At 53.3% G+C, this 16,377-nt stretch carries 16 protein-coding genes; 7 read left to right on the plus strand and 9 right to left on the minus strand.

Annotation, left to right across the window (positions count from 1 at the left end; translation table 11 throughout):
• Positions 1-2: 2 nt before the first annotated feature.
• From LIZ87_RS13270 to LIZ87_RS13285, 4 genes are all read right to left on the minus strand, one after another.
• The gene (locus LIZ87_RS13270) at positions 3-605 is read right to left on the minus strand and encodes a pentapeptide repeat-containing protein (protein ID WP_227147700.1); all 603 of its coding nucleotides are present in this window, start codon (positions 603-605) and stop codon (positions 3-5) included.
• Between the two features lie 29 nt (positions 606-634).
• Positions 635-1,099, minus strand: coding sequence for a pyridoxamine 5'-phosphate oxidase family protein (locus LIZ87_RS13275; protein ID WP_227147701.1), 465 nt, complete (start codon positions 1,097-1,099; stop codon positions 635-637).
• 13 nt (positions 1,100-1,112) lie between these two features.
• On the minus strand, positions 1,113-4,067 hold the full coding sequence (locus tag LIZ87_RS13280) for an AAA family ATPase (RefSeq protein ID WP_227147706.1): 2,955 nt from the start codon (positions 4,065-4,067) through the stop codon (positions 1,113-1,115).
• Positions 4,068-4,136: 69 nt separating this feature from the next.
• Positions 4,137-5,282 carry an exonuclease SbcCD subunit D gene (locus tag LIZ87_RS13285; protein WP_227147708.1) on the minus strand — a complete coding sequence of 382 codons (1,146 nt, stop codon included), beginning with the start codon at positions 5,280-5,282 and terminating at the stop codon, positions 4,137-4,139.
• A 173-nt stretch (positions 5,283-5,455) separates the two neighbouring features.
• Here LIZ87_RS13285 and LIZ87_RS13290 point away from each other — a divergent pair, with 173 nt between their 5' ends.
• Positions 5,456-5,689 (plus strand): hypothetical protein, encoded by a 234-nt coding sequence (locus LIZ87_RS13290; protein ID WP_319638585.1) that lies wholly within the window; start codon positions 5,456-5,458, stop codon positions 5,687-5,689.
• Positions 5,690-5,906: 217 nt separating this feature from the next.
• On the opposite strand, the gene LIZ87_RS13295 is transcribed toward LIZ87_RS13290, so the two are convergent.
• Genes LIZ87_RS13295 through LIZ87_RS13315 form a run of 5 tightly spaced genes read right to left on the minus strand, consistent with a single transcriptional unit; the run spans position 5,907 to position 9,187 of the window.
• Positions 5,907-6,626, minus strand: coding sequence for a PHP domain-containing protein (locus tag LIZ87_RS13295; RefSeq protein ID WP_178316930.1), 720 nt, complete (start codon positions 6,624-6,626; stop codon positions 5,907-5,909).
• Complete coding sequence (locus LIZ87_RS13300) at positions 6,623-6,955, minus strand: hypothetical protein (protein WP_178316929.1); 333 nt, start codon at positions 6,953-6,955, stop codon at positions 6,623-6,625. Before LIZ87_RS13300 ends, LIZ87_RS13295 begins: the two co-directional genes overlap by 4 nt.
• Positions 6,952-8,358 (minus strand): [Fe-Fe] hydrogenase large subunit C-terminal domain-containing protein, encoded by a 1,407-nt coding sequence (locus LIZ87_RS13305; protein ID WP_178316928.1) that lies wholly within the window; start codon positions 8,356-8,358, stop codon positions 6,952-6,954. The genes LIZ87_RS13300 and LIZ87_RS13305 overlap by 4 nt, the downstream gene beginning before the upstream one ends.
• 23 nt (positions 8,359-8,381) lie before the next feature.
• Entirely contained in the window at positions 8,382-8,804 is a 423-nt protein-coding gene (locus tag LIZ87_RS13310) for an ATP-binding protein (protein WP_178316927.1), read from the minus strand.
• Positions 8,805-8,839: 35 nt separating this feature from the next.
• The gene (locus LIZ87_RS13315; RefSeq protein WP_178316926.1) at positions 8,840-9,187 is read right to left on the minus strand and encodes a DRTGG domain-containing protein; all 348 of its coding nucleotides are present in this window, start codon (positions 9,185-9,187) and stop codon (positions 8,840-8,842) included.
• Positions 9,188-9,423: 236 nt separating this feature from the next.
• Here LIZ87_RS13315 and LIZ87_RS13320 point away from each other — a divergent pair, with 236 nt between their 5' ends.
• The 6 genes from LIZ87_RS13320 to LIZ87_RS13345 all read left to right on the plus strand — a co-directional run bounded on the left by LIZ87_RS13320 (position 9,424) and on the right by LIZ87_RS13345 (position 16,264).
• Positions 9,424-9,918 carry an NADH-quinone oxidoreductase subunit NuoE family protein gene (locus tag LIZ87_RS13320; RefSeq protein ID WP_178316925.1) on the plus strand — a complete coding sequence of 165 codons (495 nt, stop codon included), beginning with the start codon at positions 9,424-9,426 and terminating at the stop codon, positions 9,916-9,918.
• 4 nt (positions 9,919-9,922) lie between these two features.
• Complete coding sequence (locus tag LIZ87_RS13325; protein ID WP_178316924.1) at positions 9,923-10,480, plus strand: sensor histidine kinase; 558 nt, start codon at positions 9,923-9,925, stop codon at positions 10,478-10,480.
• A gap of 41 nt (positions 10,481-10,521) precedes the next feature.
• Entirely contained in the window at positions 10,522-10,899 is a 378-nt protein-coding gene (locus LIZ87_RS13330; protein WP_227147712.1) for a (2Fe-2S) ferredoxin domain-containing protein, read from the plus strand.
• 15 nt (positions 10,900-10,914) lie between these two features.
• A complete protein-coding gene (nuoF, locus tag LIZ87_RS13335) occupies positions 10,915-12,705 on the plus strand; it encodes an NADH-quinone oxidoreductase subunit NuoF (RefSeq protein ID WP_178317030.1) in 1,791 nt (596 codons plus the stop codon).
• Positions 12,706-12,723: 18 nt separating this feature from the next.
• Positions 12,724-14,469: an NADH-dependent [FeFe] hydrogenase, group A6 gene (locus LIZ87_RS13340; RefSeq protein WP_227147715.1), complete on the plus strand. Its 1,746-nt coding sequence runs from the start codon at positions 12,724-12,726 to the stop codon at positions 14,467-14,469.
• Between the two features lie 262 nt (positions 14,470-14,731).
• Positions 14,732-16,264, plus strand: coding sequence for a flotillin family protein (locus LIZ87_RS13345; RefSeq protein WP_227147718.1), 1,533 nt, complete (start codon positions 14,732-14,734; stop codon positions 16,262-16,264).
• Positions 16,265-16,377 lie beyond the last annotated feature (113 nt).

A 16,377-nucleotide genomic window follows, 5' to 3' on the forward strand; every position in this document is an offset into this window, starting at 1 on the left:
TGTTACACGATTTTAATTCCCATAAGCTTTGCCAGCTCCGCTGCCTGGAACATATTGACCTTTAGTCCTGCCAGTTCCCTATAGCTGTCCGATACTGTGATATGCTCCAGGATAGAGTCCGAAAGATCCAGCCCCTTTAAGGAGGTCATAAAAAAATCAGCTCCCGTGAAATCCGCTTTTGAAAACCTGGTCTTTTTCAGGCGGACCTCCGACAGGAAGGCATCCTGAAAGCTGCACTCCTCTGCCTCACAGAACTCCCAGAGAGTCTGGGAAAAATTCCCATATCCAAGCTGGCTCTGCTTCAAGCTCACCCATTTGAACACGGCATTGGAAAATATACTGCCCTCGGCCTTGCAGTCGGACACTTTTACATTTTTCCAATATCCGTTCTGAAACTTACAGCCTGCGAAAAGGCAGTTTTTCAATTCTACATTTACAAAAGATACCCCTGTAAAATCGCAGTTTTCAAACCGGCAGCCCGTAAATACCACGGTGTCGAACTCCGCTCCTCTCGCGTCCGTTTCCTTCACCTCTTCATTTTCAAATGTACGGCTGAAAATAAGCCCTTCCTCTTCCCTCGCCTTTTTGATCTCCTCTGTCAGCATCCCTTTAAGCCTGCTCCTTCCGGCAGCGATCATGCCTTTTCCTTTGCACTCATCTCCGTTACATCCAGCCGCAGGACTGCTGTATGCCTGACGGCTGCCTCAGGATACTCCCAGCCGTCCCTTCCCGTCATCTGCTTCATGATGCAGTCAAAGCCATGGCGCTTTTCCTCCGGATCCTCCAATATGCGGATGGCTCCCTCGCCAATGACGCTCTGGTAGCGGAAGCTGTATTCACAGGCTTTCTCTTCCTCCAGCAGTTCATGGTTTTTGTCCAGCTCAAACCCGGCATAGCCATTCTGGCGTATGAGATCGATCTTTCTGCCCTCCTGCGCCCCGTGGAAGTAAAATGCGTTCTGCTCCCTGTCATATCCGAAATTCAGCGGCACGATATAGGCGCTTTTTCCGGTGGAAAATGCCAGCCTGCAGCAGTCGCAGCCTGCGATGATCTGGTATATCCTTTCCTTATCCGTAATCTCTCTGTCTTTTCTTCTCATGATTCTTCTCCTTTTATATTTGTATCCTGGCAGAGCTTCCCCCGCTCCTGTCCTTTGTCACTATGATCTGGCGTTCTATCCGGCCTTTCAGCTCCTGAACATGGGAAATGATACCCACCAGGCGTTTTCCCTCTGCCAGGTCTGCCAGGGCCTTCACCGCAAGGTTTAAGGTATCCTCATCCAATGAGCCAAAGCCCTCATCCACAAACATGGTGTCCAGACGGATACCCCCGGCGGCAGCCTGTATCTCATCGGAAAGCCCCAGGGCAAGGCACAAAGAGGCCTGGAAGGATTCTCCTCCCGACAATGTTCTTACGCTGCGCTCTGTCCCGTTGTAATGGTCGATCACAGAAAGCCCCAGCCCGCTTTTTCCCCGGTTGTCATCCTCACTGCAGCGCTTCAGCTCATACTGTCCTCCGCTCATCACCATAAACCTGGTATTGGCCCTGGCGATGATGCGCTCAAAATAGGCCATCTGTACATAAGTCTCAAAGGTGATCCTCTCTTTTCCTCCCACCTCGCCGGAAACAGTATCTGAGAGGGATTTTACCCATCTCCACTGCTCCTCCAGCTTCTCCATGTTCTTAAGGACCTCAAGGATATTCGCCCTGGCTGTCCTGTTAGTCAGAAGGCGGTGATGGATGCGGCCCCATTCCTTCTCCAGGACGGAAAGGCGGGTCTGGAGTTCTGCCTGGGCTGCAGAAAGGCGGATTAAACTCTCCTCCAGCTGCCGGGACTCCGGCGCAGTTTCATTGGCCTCCTCTGACTGCGGCCGGCCTGGTACTGGTTTCTCAAGCGCTCCTGTCTCTTTCCGGCCTGCCCCCGCTGCCTTAAGCTCTTCCAGCTGCCTGCGAAAAGCCCCCGCCCGCGTCTCTGCCTCCGACACCTGGCGGCTTAAGCTCCCATACTGCTCTTCGGCTGTCCGAAAAGCTTTTTCCATGGCGGCAAGCTCCTTCTTCCTGGCCTCCACCTGCTTTTTGGCATTCTCCAGGCTTCCCAGAGCCAGCTTTTCCCGTATTTCTGCAAGCTGTCTCCGGATCTCCTTTTGACGTGCAAGCTCCCCTGTACGGCCATTTAACGCCTCCTGCAGCCTTCCGGAGACCGCTTCCAGCTGTTTTTGGCAGCTGCCCCTGCGGCCCTCCAATTCTCTTTTACGGCAGATGGCTTTCTCCAGCCTCAAAACCTCCCCTGCAGCCTCTTCCTCCCGGACCCGCAGGGCTTCTCCCAACACCTCCAGCATATTCCCCCAGGCCTCCAGAAAATCCTGCCTCCAGCGGCTAAGGGGGGAATCTGCCTCCTCTCCGGCATGTTCCCTGCCGGGAAGCTTCTCCTGCCAGGAGGCCTTCCAGGTGCTGACCTCAGCTTCGATCTGCCGGACCATGGCCCGGAATCTGGTATCCAGGGCTCCCGCCTGACGCCCGGCTCTAAGGCTGGCCTCCGTGGCTGACTGGTTCTTTTTTTCCAGTATGTTCCCTTCCCGGTCCACCTGCTCCTTTGTCACCTGCTTATCCCGGCTTTTCGCAGCAGCCAAAGCCGGATGGTTGAGAGAACCGCACACAGGACACGGCTTTCCCTCTGTGAGCTCGGCGGCGAGAAGGCCTGCCTGGTTGTCCAGAAATGCCTGGTAAAGGCGGTCATATACCTCCTTTTCCCTTCTCCACTCTGCGCCTGCCCTCCTGTATTCCTCCTGGGCTGCCTCAAGCTTCTTCTGCTCCTTCCTGTAATCCTCCAGATCACGGACAAAGCCCTCTACGCGGCTGCGGTACTCCTTCTGCTTCTCAGCCTTCCCCAAGGCTGCCTGGTAGCTGCCCTCCAGCTCTCCGAAGGCCTCCAGCTCCTTCCCATCCGCCTCTATCTGCTCCCGCCACTGTGCGGCCTCCTTCTCCGCCTTTTCAGCCTCCAATGCATAAGCCCCGGCCCTGCGGGTGCATTCCTCACCGGCAGAAGACAGCGCATCATACTGAGCATAAAAGGCCATGTTTTCCTCCATCCTTGCGATCTCACCCACAAGGCCGTTTTTCTCTGCCTGCCTGTCCTTCTCCCGCTCATAGGCCCTGACAGCGGCTCCCAGGGCAGGCCGCAGCTCCTCTGCCAATGCTGCGGCCTTTTCAAGCTCCTCCATGGCCTTCTTTGCGCTCTTTTGCCTCTCCAGCTCTGCCCCCAGGGACAGAAGTCTCTCCCTGGCCTTTCCGGCTGCAGAGGAGGTCTTTGCCTCCTTCTCCTCATCGGACTCAATGAGCTGCCTTAAAACCTCCGCCATGGCTTCCCAGGAACCTTCCCGTGCTTCCTGCCAGCGGATAGCGGCCTCCTTCTGCTCCTCCTCTATCAGCACGCCCTCCGCATACTGGAGGATCCGCTTTCTGCTGTCGGCATACTGTCCGTAAAGGTTCTTTGCCCTATCCTTCATCTTCTCCTGGAATACCTGATAGGGCCTGGTGCCGAATATCTCCCGAAACACGGCTCCCCTGTCCTCTGTCCTGCCGGAAAGCAGTCTTGAAAAGCTGCCCTGGGCCAGCATGGCGATCTGTGAAAACTGCTCCCTGTTCAATCCCACCAGCTTTTCGATCTCCGCCGTGACGGCCCGCTCCCCTGTGATGACGCTGCCATCCGGCCTGTGAAGCTCTGCATCCGGCTTTTCCCTGGTCTCTCCCTCGCCCTTCTGCTTTGCCCTGATATATTCCGGATTTCTGCGGATGCGGTACTCCTCATTATGATAGAGAAATGTCATCTCCACATAGGTCCTGGCAGAGGGATCCGCATACTTGCTGCGCAGCATCCTGGGCTTGCGGCTGTCGCCGCTGGCATTGCCGTACAGGGCAAATGCAATCGCGTCAAATATGGTCGTCTTCCCCGCCCCGGTGTCTCCTGTGATCAGGTATAGCCCCCTGTCTCCAAAGGCTGCCAGGGAAAGCTTTGTCTCCCCCGCATAAGGCCCAAAGGCAGATATGGTCAATTCTGTAGGTCTCAATGGCTGTCCTCCTGTAGCTTCTATATGCCGCGGCCTGTCAGGCCCATGTCCCAAAAACGCTCCAAACGATCACCAGATATCCCTCATGATCTCCTCCGCCAGCTTCACCTGCTCCGGGCTCATGGGCTGGTTGTTCTGCATCTCATAGAGCTGCTCCAGCATTTCCAGCGGAGACCTGCGCTCCTCTTTTACCGCCTCCAGCCTTCCGCCCTCCCTGGTCCTGCGGTTGTCATAATCCAGCTTCATGATATTGGGATAGATCGAGCGGAGCTTTCCCAGAGCGTCCAGGATGTCCTCCTCGTCTGTCAGAGTAATGCGCAGATAGTCATCCACCCTGGTCCCCCTGTAGCTGTCAAGCCTTGTCAGCTCCTCATAGGTCCCCCTTATCTCCCTCAGATCGCGAAGAGGCGTAAGCTCCCGCAGCCTCACCTGCACCTTCCCCTTCTCCAGCATGTCCACCACAGCCACTGATTTTCTATGGCCTGCCTCAGAAAAGGAATATTTGAGGGGCGTACCGCTGTAGCGCATGGTATCCCGTCCGATCTTCTGCGGACCATGGAGATGCCCCAATGCCACATAGTCAAACTCCCGGAAAATGTCCGCACTCACCGAATCCAGCCCGCCGATGGAAAGCTCCTCCGAATCACAGCAGGAAGCCCCGGCCACGAACTGGTGGGCCACGATCACATTGCGGGCTGACGGATCGAGAGGCGCCTGGCCTCCGTCACCCTTCACAATATGCCCCACCGCACACCGCAGGGCGGCGTCAAAATCAGGGATTTCCTCCTCCGGCCAGCATTTCCGCACCATGGCAGGCTTTATAAAGGGAAGCATGTACACAAACAGGCTCCCGTACTCGTCCTTTAGCTCCACCGGCTCCACGAAACCGTCATACACCGGAGCCATATACACCTGCCTGCCCCGCATGAGGCGGTTTCCAAAGGCAATGCGCTCCTGGCTGTCATGGTTCCCGCTGATGACAAACACAGGGATCTGATGCCCTGCAAGCTCTGTCAGAAAGCTGTCAAATACCTGGACAGCCTCCGCCGGGGGCACAGGCTTGTCGTACACATCCCCGGCGATCACCACCGCCCCGGCCTTCTCCTCCTCCACAATACGGAGGATCTCTTTTAATATATAGATCTGGTCCTCCAGCATAGGAAATTCATTCACTCTTTTTCCCAGATGGAGGTCTGATGTATGGATGAATCTCAATGGCTGTCTCCTCCGTTTTTTCGTGCTGTTTCGTTTCCCGTTATTATATCAGTTCCAGGGAGCGTTTTCAACTGAAGATCGCTTCCGCTTCCGCAGCCTTCCGCAATTTATACCGCAGCTGCTCTGGCATTTTATACATGATTATGTTATATTACAGTTTGAGGTGAACGCAAATGAATCCAATGAATCTATTACAGCTAAAGCCTGCCTGGAGCATTTTCAGATCAAACCATCCGAAGCTGATCTCTTTTGTAAAAGCAGCCTCAAAGGAAAGCTTTCTGGACGAGGGCAGTCTGATCGAGATCAATGTTACCAACAGCTCCGGGAAGGCCATCTCCTCCAACATCCGCGTGAAGCAGGAGGACCTGGAGTTTCTGGGCGGCTTAAAGAGGGCCCTGGAGGACTAGTGGCCTCAGAGTATTGACAAAGCCGCCACTCTGCTGGAATTCATGGCTGCGCCATAAATCCCAGATGCTAATGCAAAAAATGCAGATCCGGCAATAGAGAAAACCTCTGCCCGGCAGGAGCTTGCGCGTTTCCTGCCTGTCAGAGGTTTTTTCTATTTCACTGTCTTTATTTTCTTCGTTCTGCCGTTTTCACCGCTCTGCGCTTCAATCCAAACGCTCACTGCGCCTTCAGCAGCGCATTGATGATCCCACGGACTGACCTCTCCTCCACCAAAAGCGTCAGGTCCGGCTCGTTGATATGCTCCAGATAATGAGCATCCGAATTGCTGATAATACGGCAGCCATTGAGATAGGGATGGTCCTTCTTCAGCTGGTGGAGCTTCTTTAGATCCTTTACCTCTGCTGTCTGAAACCGGCTGTCCGGCGGGATAAAGCCCAAATTGGCGATCAGGCTGTTGGCCGTCTTATCCACATGGGCCGGGAACATCACGCCGTCATAAGAGCGCACCAGCTCCCACAGCCCGTCAAAGGAAATATCTGTTGCATTGATGAGAAGGTTGGGCTCAATGCCGCAGATCTCATCCTGTGCATTATATATCTGCTGTTTTCCGAAGATCGCTTCATTATTAGGAAATTTCATAAGCCTGTCATACACATAGCGGTCAAACTCCATGGCTGCCTGAAGCTCCGGAAACAGGCACACGGCATGGACCTCCTCTGAGGTATTGATCTCCATGCCCGGCACGGCTAAAAGGCCGTACTCCTCCGCCATAGCCAGGAAGGCGGGACAGTTCTTGCAGGAATTGTGGTCTGTCAGCGCCACTGCCTCCAGCCCCTTTAGTGCAGCCATGCCTGCAATGTTGGCCGGCGTCATATCATCATCCCCGCAGGGCGATAAGCAGGAATGAAGATGCAGATCATATGTAAGACCGGTCATTGCAGCATCCCATAGATCTTAAGAGCCGCCTCAAAGATGGGCTCCTCTGTTTTTAAAACCGTGATCTCCTGGACTGCTGCCTTTTTCGCAGCCGCCTCGTCAAGCAGCGCCCCCTCTGCCAGGATCACACAGGCCGCGTCTGTCAGCGCAGCCACAGCCAGGGTATTCATATTCCCCATCACAGTCACCCAAGCACAGCCCGCAGGAGCACGGCTCATGGCAATGCTCAGGAGATCGCAGCAAAAAAGCTTTGTGATCTCACGGTCCAGCCCGTCTCCCAGGTTCACCACTCCAAAAATGCCTGTATCTACCAATGCCTGTACGGTCATTTTCCATCTCCTCCGTCTTCTTCCTCCTGCTTATCCAACAGGGACATTTCACTGGAAATCCTATGTATATATTCTTTTAAGATCCTGAGAGTCTCCTGGCCTCCCTTATCGCCGTCATGGAGGTCGTCAGCCAATATGGACACCTCCTCGGACAGCCGGTGGAGATTCTCCCGCAGATAGTACACACAGTCCGTCTCACTGGCCCCTCCCCGGACAATGTCCTCCGCCAGGGCCTTACAGGTAGGCGCACCGCAGGAGCCGCAGTCCAGTCCCGGAAACTTTTTCATAAGCCGCTCCACCTGGTTCAGCCTGGAAAAGCTCTCCAGCATGTTGTTGCCCAGTCGGAATACGGGCTCATACTGGACCTCTGTTGTCCAGCGGATATGGCCCTCCTCGCTGTCATGGATATGGCTTCTTGCCACAGGCATATATTTGCGCAGCCTCTTAAGCTTCACCTCAGCCACATAGGGATTCTCCACTGTCAGGACGCCTCCCACGCAGCCCCCGTTGCAGGCATTCAGCTCTACAAAACGCAGGTTGGTGAATTTCTGGTCCTCCATATCCTCCAACACCCGGATCACATTCTCGATGCCGTCTGCTGCCAGATAATTCTCTGTAAACAGTCCGCTTGCCTCTCCTCCGCTGTGACCCCAGCTGATCCCGATCTTCCCTGAGGTGCCTATGACAGGATAATCCTCTCCGGCCACTGCTTTCATGCAGGCCAAAAGCTTCGGATACACATCCTTGATGGCAAGGACGTGGTCCACCTGGCTCTTCTCGGTTCCCAAGGGTGCCTTCACATAAGTCACCTTGGACGGGCAGGGCGAAATGAACATGATCCCGATCTTCTCCCTGGGAAGCCCGGTGTCCTTTAGAGCCTTCTCTGCCGCCAGGATCGCCGCCACCTCAATGGGCGGGTTAAGAGGCAGCAGATGGGGGATCAGGTTTGGAAAACGCACCCGGATCAAACGCACCACAGAGGGACAGGCTGTGCTGATAAACGGCTGCTGGCTCTCATGCTCCGATATATACTGCCTGGTGGCCTCACTCACCAGCTCTGCCGCGGCACTCACCTCAAACACATCGTCAAAGCCCATGCGTATCAGGGCATTCAGTACAATATTCACATCGTCCAAGTTGTTGAACTGGCTGTAGAGGGACGGAGCTGGAAGAGCTACGGTGTATTCGTATTGCTTCATCACATCCAGCTTGTCATAGGTCGCAAGCTTCGCGTGATGGGGACAGACTCTGATACATTCGCCGCAGTCAATACAGAATTTGTTGTTGATGCTGGCCTTTTTGCCCCGCACGCGGATGGCCTCCGTGGGACACCGCTTGATACAGTTGATGCAGCCCTTGCACAGGGATTCGTCCAGTCTCACAGAATGATAAAACTTATCCATAACTTCTCTCCATTTCGGCTTTCCTACATTTTCACCACCATCGTGATGGTCGTTCCCTCTCCGATCCTGGTATCAATATCCATCTCATCCGTATAATTTTTCATATTTGGAAGCCCCATCCCGGCTCCAAAACCCAGGGAGCGGATCTCATCCGGCGCAGTGGAATATCCTGCCTGCATTGCCAGCTCCACATTCGGGATACCAGGCCCCACATCCGCCAGGATCATCTTGATCCGTTCCGGCGTGATCTCCACAGTGATCAGCCCCCCTTTGGCATGGATCACCATATTGATCTCTCCCTCATACATGGCAATGGCCACCTTCCTGATGGCCTCAGGGCTCACGCCCATCTGCTTTAATTTTCTCTTCACATCGCTGCTCGCCTCACCTGCTCTGGTGAAATCATCAGCCGATATGTCATAGGTTAAAACAATTGCGTCCTCCATAATTTGTTCCCTTCATTTAAAATATCGATTACTTTCTAGATCGCCCCTCCATGAAGGCCGGCCTCATACAGCATACCGCAGGCGGAAAACATACGGTGTCCTGTCTCCATGATGACTAAGCCCCGCTCCTTTGCCATCTCTAACATAGCGGCGTCCGGTTTCTTCCCCCTTACAAAGATCACACAGACAATATCAAGCATCTCCGCCGTCCTTATGACCTGGGGATTGCACAGACCAGTAAGCAGAATGGAGTGGTCTTTTGAAAATGCCAGCACATCGCTCATCATATCAGAGCCGCAGGCAGATCTTGCTTCCCTGTCCAGAAATTCTTCCCCCGTAAGCACCCTGGCTCCTAAAATATCCCTTGCATCCCTAACCGTCATACCCGAACCTCTCCTCACTTAAATTTGATTTCATGGGAATTCCCATGGTTATTTCAGATTGTACTGAACCTGATACACTTAGAATACCATTCATTTTGTGGAATTTCAATAATATTTCCTGTTTTCCGTCCAGATTTCGTCGTTAGTTTTTTCACTTATAGTAGCTTTTTTTTCAGTTACGTGCTAAAATATTGATACATTGCACAATGTACAACTAGTGAGGAGGTAATAATAAGATGGCTTGCAAAAAACAAACAGTTCCTTTTATGGGAACTCCTGAGCAGGAAGCAGCACTCAAAGAAGTCATTGCTGAGCTCAAAAATCAGCCTGGATCTTTGATGCCTGTGATGCAGAAGGCTCAGGATATTTATGGGTATCTTCCTATCGAAGTGCAGACCATGATATCTGATGAAATGGGTATTCCGCTGGAAAAGGTCTACGGGGTAGCTACATTCTATGCCCAGTTCGCCTTACAGCCAAAGGGTAAATATAAGATATCTGTCTGTCTCGGTACTGCATGTTACGTAAAGGGGTCCGGTGAGATCTTCAAAAAGCTGGAAGAGCTGCTGGGCATTACCAACGGCGAGTGCACACCAGATGGCAAATTCTCTTTGGATTCCTGCCGGTGCGTCGGCGCCTGCGGACTTGCTCCCGTCATGATGATCAACGGCGAGGTATACGGAAGGCTTACCGTTGACGATATCCCAGGTATTTTAGCAAGGTACAATTAAGCCTATGATGACAGAGATTTCCTTAAATGTATTAGATGTATCGGAGAATTCCACCAGGGCCGGCGCTTCCCTTGTCACCATTGAGGTGAAGGCCGACACAGCAGCTGACCGATTGACCATCGTCATTGCCGATGACGGCTGCGGGATGACAAGCGAACAGGTAGAACATGTCACAGATCCCTTTTTTACAACCAGGACCACCAGAAAGGTGGGATTAGGTATCCCCTTTTTCAAATATGCTGCTGAAAGTACCGGCGGCAGCTTTCACATTGAATCGGAGCCGGGCAGGGGAACTACTGTTACCGCTGTATTTGGCCTGTCACACATTGACAGGATGCCCCTGGGCAATATGAACGCCACCATACACAACCTGATCGTGTACCACCCTGATACGGATTTCTGCTACACATATAGATATAATGAAGCTTCCTTTACACTGGACACCCGCCAGATGCGGGAAATACTGGGAGGGATCCCTCTCAATGCCCCTGAGGTGTCGGATTACATAATGGAATATCTGAGAGAAAATCAAAATGAAACTGACGGAGGGGCCCAGATCTAGGCAGATCAGGGTTCCGGATCAAACTAGGAGGATATGATCGCATGAAAACTCTCGCTGAATTAAAGGCAATCAGAGAAAAAATGCAGAGCCAGGTCAATCTGCGTGCCGAAGACCACAACCACACCCGCGTTGTAGTCGGCATGGCTACCTGCGGTATCGCAGCAGGGGCAAGGCCTGTTCTGAATACACTGGCCCAGGAAGTACAGTCAAGAGGGCTGACAGACAAGATCTCCGTTACACAGACAGGCTGCATCGGCTTATGCCAGTATGAGCCCATTGTGGAGGTCATGGAACCAGGAAAAGAAAAGATTACATATGTAAAGATGAACCCGGAAAAAGCACTTGAAGTCATCGAGCGCCACCTGATCGGCGGACATCCCGTTGACAAGTACACCATGGGCGCTTCAGGACTGAAATAAAAGGAGGAAAACATCATGTATCGTTCACACGTGTTGGTCTGCGGCGGCACCGGATGTACTTCCTCCGGAAGTCCCCAGATAATGGAAGCATTACAGAATGAGATCAAGCGCCAGGGCTTAGAGGAGGAGGTTGCCATTGTAGAGACAGGCTGCCACGGCCTCTGTGCATTAGGCCCTATCATGATCGTATACCCGGAGGCTACCTTCTATTCCATGGTACAGCCGGATGATATCCCTGAGATCGTGTCAGAGCACCTGTTAAAGGGCCGTGTGGTAACACGCCTTCTGTACCAGGAGACCGTAAGCCCCACAGGCGGCATCAAGGCCTTAAGCGACACGGATTTCTACAAGAAGCAGCACCGTATCGCCCTGCGCAACTGCGGTGTTATCAACCCGGAGAACATTGAGGAGTACATCGGAACCGGCGGCTACATGGCACTGGGCAAGGTCTTAACAGAGATGACACCTGACGATGTGATCCAGACCCTTCTGGATGCCGGTCTTCGCGGCCGCGGCGGCGCAGGCTTCCCTACAGGCCTTAAGTGGAAGCTCTGTAAGCAGAATGACGCTGACCAGAAGTACGTCTGCTGTAACGCTGACGAGGGCGACCCAGGTGCATTCATGGACCGTTCCGTACTGGAAGGCGATCCTCATGCAGTGCTGGAGGCAATGGCCATTGCCGGCTATGCCATCGGTGCAAACCAGGGCTATATCTATGTCCGCGCTGAGTATCCCATCGCAGTAGACCGTCTCCGCATTGCTATTGACCAGGCCCGTGAGATGGAGCTTCTCGGCAAGAACATTTTCGGCACTGGCTTTGATTTTGACATTGACCTGCGCCTGGGTGCAGGAGCCTTCGTATGCGGCGAGGAGACCGCTCTTATGACCTCCATTGAGGGCAAGCGCGGCGAGCCAAGGCCAAGGCCTCCGTTCCCGGCTCAGAAGGGCTTATTCGGAAAGCCCAGCATTTTGAATAACGTAGAGACCTATGCCAACATCCCGCAGATCATCTTAAACGGCCCGGAGTGGTTCGCATCCATGGGTACGGAGAAGTCAAAGGGAACAAAGGTATTCGCCTTAGGCGGCAAGATCAACAACACAGGTCTGGTAGAGGTTCCTATGGGAACCACCCTCCGCACGGTCATCGAAGAGATCGGCGGCGGCATTCCCAATGGCAAGAAGTTTAAGGCAGCTCAGACAGGCGGTCCTTCCGGCGGATGTATCCCTGCAGAGCATTTTGATATCCCCATCGACTATGACAACCTCATCTCCATCGGCTCCATGATGGGTTCCGGCGGTCTGATCGTCATGGACGAGGATGACTGTATGGTAGACATTGCCAAATTCTTCCTGGAATTCACCGTAGAGGAGTCCTGCGGCAAATGTACTGCCTGCCGTATCGGCACTAAGAGAATGCTTGAGATCCTGACAAAGATCACAAAGGGTCAGGCCACCATGGAGGACCTTGAGAAGTTAGAGGAACTCTGCTACTACGTAAAGAACAATTCCCTGTGCGGTCTTGGACAGACAGCACCGAACCCCGTGCTCTCCACACTGCGCTATTTCCGCGATGAGTACGAGGCCCATATCAAGGAAAAACGCTGTCCTGCCGGCGTATGTAAAGCCCTTCTGTCCTACAACATTGACCGTGACAAGTGCCGCGGATGTACCCTGTGCGCACGCACCTGTCCTGCCGGAGCGATCGTGGGCTCTGTCAAGAACCCCCATATCATCGACCAGACAAAGTGTATCAAGTGCGGCGCATGTATGGAAAAATGTAAATTCGGCGCGATCTATAAGAAATAAGGGAGGAGGGAACATACTATGGAGACAATTAAACTTAAAATCAACGGCATCGAAGTCACTGCCCCCAAAGGCTCAACCATCCTGGAGGCAGCAAGACTGGCGCATATTGAGATTCCTACCCTGTGTTTCTTAAAGGAAATCAACGAAATCGGCGCCTGCCGTGTCTGTATCGTAGAATTAAAGAATGGAAAACTGGTGACATCCTGCGTATATCCTGCTGAGGACGGCATGGAGGTATTTACCAACACACCAAAGGTTATGGATTCCAGGAAGAAGACCATCCAGCTTCTGTTATCCAACCACAACCGCTCCTGCTTATCCTGTGTGCGCAGCGGACACTGCGAGCTCCAGGAGCTGGCACATGAGCTGGGCGTAGACGATGAAGGCTACTATGACGGCGAGAAATCCGCCACAGAGATCGATGATTCCGCAGCCCACATGATCCGTGACAACAGCAAATGCATCCTCTGCCGCCGCTGCGTAGCAGTCTGTGAGCATGTACAGGGCATCGGTGTCATCGGAGCGAACAACCGCGGCTTTGCAACAGACATCGGTTCTGCCTTTGAGATGGGCTTAGGAGAGACCTCCTGCGTATCCTGCGGACAGTGTATCGCTGTATGCCCCACAGGCGCATTGCAGGAGAAGGATTCCACAGCTGCTGTATTTGCAGCAATTGCAGATCCGAAAAAGCATGTGATCGTTCAGACCGCCCCCGCTGTCCGCGCAGGACTGGGCGAGGAGTTCGGCCTTCCTATCGGCACCAACGTTGAGGGCAAGATGGCTGCAGCCCTGCGCCGCTTAGGCTTTGATAAAGTATTTGATACGGATTTCTCCGCTGATCTCACCATCATGGAAGAGGCTCATGAGTTCCTTGACCGCGTGCAGAACGGCGGCGTGCTTCCTCTCATCACCTCCTGCTCCCCAGGCTGGGTGAAATACTGCGAGCACTACTTCCCGGATATGACAGAGAACCTGTCCTCCTGTAAGTCTCCTCAGCAGATGTTCGGCGCCATCGCAAAGTCCTATTATGCTGAGAAGATGGGCATTGATCCAAAGGATATCGTAAGTGTGAGCGTGATGCCGTGTACGGCAAAGAAGTTTGAGATCGGACGTGACGATCAGGATGCCAACGGCGTACCGGATGTGGACATTTCCATCACCACAAGAGAACTGGCAAGAATGATCAAGAAAGCGCGTATCCGCTTCCTGGAACTGCCGGATGAGAAGTTTGACGAGCCTTTAGGCCTTGGAACAGGCGCAGGCGTGATCTTTGGCGCTACAGGCGGCGTTATGGAGGCCGCTCTCCGTACTGCTGTTGAGACCCTGACAGGCGAGGAGCTTCCAAAGCTGGATTTCGTAGAGGTCCGCGGCACTCAGGGCATCAAAGAGGCTACCTATCACGTGGCCGGTATGGATGTAAAGGTTGCCGTTGCTTCCGGCCTCGGCAATGCCAGAGAGCTTCTTAACAAGGTAAAATCCGGTGAGGCAGACTACCACTTCATCGAGATCATGGGATGCCCCGGCGGCTGCGTTAACGGTGGCGGCCAGCCTCAGCAGCCTGGCTATGTGCGCAACACAGTTGACATCCGCGGCCTGCGGGCTAAAGTGCTCTATGACAGCGACGTGGCCAACCCGCTGCGCAAATCCCATGAGAATCCCGCCATCAAGGAGCTTTACGCTACCTACCTTGGCGAGCCGGGCAGCGAAAAGGCACATCACCTGCTTCATACAACTTATGTGAAGAGGACCATCAATCAGCATTGATCAGCTGCTGAAATATAAAACTATAAGTAAGCTCATTATGACAGCAGACCTGCTTTCGGGCGGGCCTGCTGTTTTTCTCATAATCCCTCATCTTTCCGAAACTCTCTAAGAAACAGCTTCACCATCGCATTCTGCTAAGACAATTCTTTCTTTTTTCTGTATCTTTCTGACAAATTTATAAATCATATTCTCACTTATTCCAGTATATGGTAAAATGTATGCATCTTAAACAGTAACATTTTCTTAACAGAAAGGAGCTCCCATGTTAGAACTTCTCTTTGCATTCCTGCCGATCATACTGGCAATCGTCCTTATTATTATCATCATCACCCAGGGCTATGTGAAGGCCCCGCCGGATCACGCCTATATCATATCCGGTCTCAGGAAGGAGCCGCGGGTGCTCATAGGCCGGGCCGGGCTTAAGATCCCCTTCTTTGAGCAGCTGGACAAATTGTATTTGGGACAGATCACTGTGGACATCAAGACGGACGAGTACATCCCTACGAATGATTTTATCAACGTTATGGTGGATGCCGTGGCAAAGGTCCGGGTAGCGGATAACCATGATCAGATGAAGCTGGCTATGAGGAACTTCTTAAATAAGCCCTCTGCCAAGATCGCCGCTGATCTCCAGGATTCCTTACAGGGAAATATGCGTGAGATCATCGGCACTCTGACCCTCCGCGCCATCAATACGGACCGTGATTCCTTCTCCGACCAGGTGATGGCAAAGGCCTCCAAGGACATGGAAAAGCTGGGGATCGAGATCCTTTCCTGCAACATCCAGAACGTCACAGACGAACACGGCCTGATCCAGGATCTGGGTATGGACAATACCTCCAAGATCCGCAAGGACGCCTCCATCGCCAAGGCGGAGGCAGAGCGTGACATTGCCATCGCCCAGGCTGCTGCCGACAAGGCCTCCAACGATGCCCGCGTCCAGGCAGAGACAGAGATCGCCCAGAAGAACAACGAGCTCGCTATCAAGAAGGCGGAGCTCCAGAAGGCCTCCGACACAAAGAAGGCAGAGGCGGACGCTGCCTACGAGATCCAGAAGCAGGAGCAGCAAAAGACGATCCAAACAGCCACGGTCAATGCCCAGATCGCAAAGGCGGAGAGAGAAGCCGAGCTGCGCAAGCAGGAAGTTGCCGTACAGCAGCAGGCCCTGGAGGCTGAGATCAACAAGAAGGCAGATGCTGACCGCTATGCCATTGAACAGGCCGCTGCCGCTGATCTGACAAAGCGTCAGAGAGAGGCAGAAGCAAAGAAATACGAGCAGGAAAAGGCCGCAGAGGCAAAGAAGGCACAGGCAGATGCCGACCGCTACGCCATGCTCCAGGAGGCCGAGGGTATCCGGGCCAGAGGTGAGGCAGAGGCTGCCGCCATCCAGGCAAAGGCCCTTGCAGAGGCAGAAGGTATGGAGAAAAAGGCCCAGGCCTACCAGAAGTACAACAAGGCCGCTATGGCGGAAATGATGATCAAAGTCCTTCCTGAGATCGCAGGCAAGATTGCCGAACCTCTTTCCCAGATCGACAGGATCACCATTATCGGCGGCGGAAGCGATGGCGACAATGGTGTAGGCGCTGTGGCCGGAAATGTACCTGTCGTCATGGCAAAGCTCTTTGAATCCATGAAGGAAGCCACTGGTGTCGATCTCTCAGAGATCATGAAGGCCGATACATACGATGCAAAAGTCACCAGGAACGTAAACCTCACCGGAGCACCGGAGATTGTGATCGGCAGTCAAAGCTCCATGAGCCATGAGCCTGAGGATATTCCTCCTAAAACTCCATAGAAAAACAGCGGGCCGGTATATCCATACCGGCCTCAGACTGTAGACAAAGTTGGTGCTGGTTGATTACGCCCAGCACCACTTTTCTTTTTCCTGTATCATTCGGAGTAAATTGA

It is taken from the genome of Lacrimispora sp. 210928-DFI.3.58, from assembly GCF_020554865.1.
GTDB lineage: Bacteria > Bacillota > Clostridia > Lachnospirales > Lachnospiraceae > Enterocloster.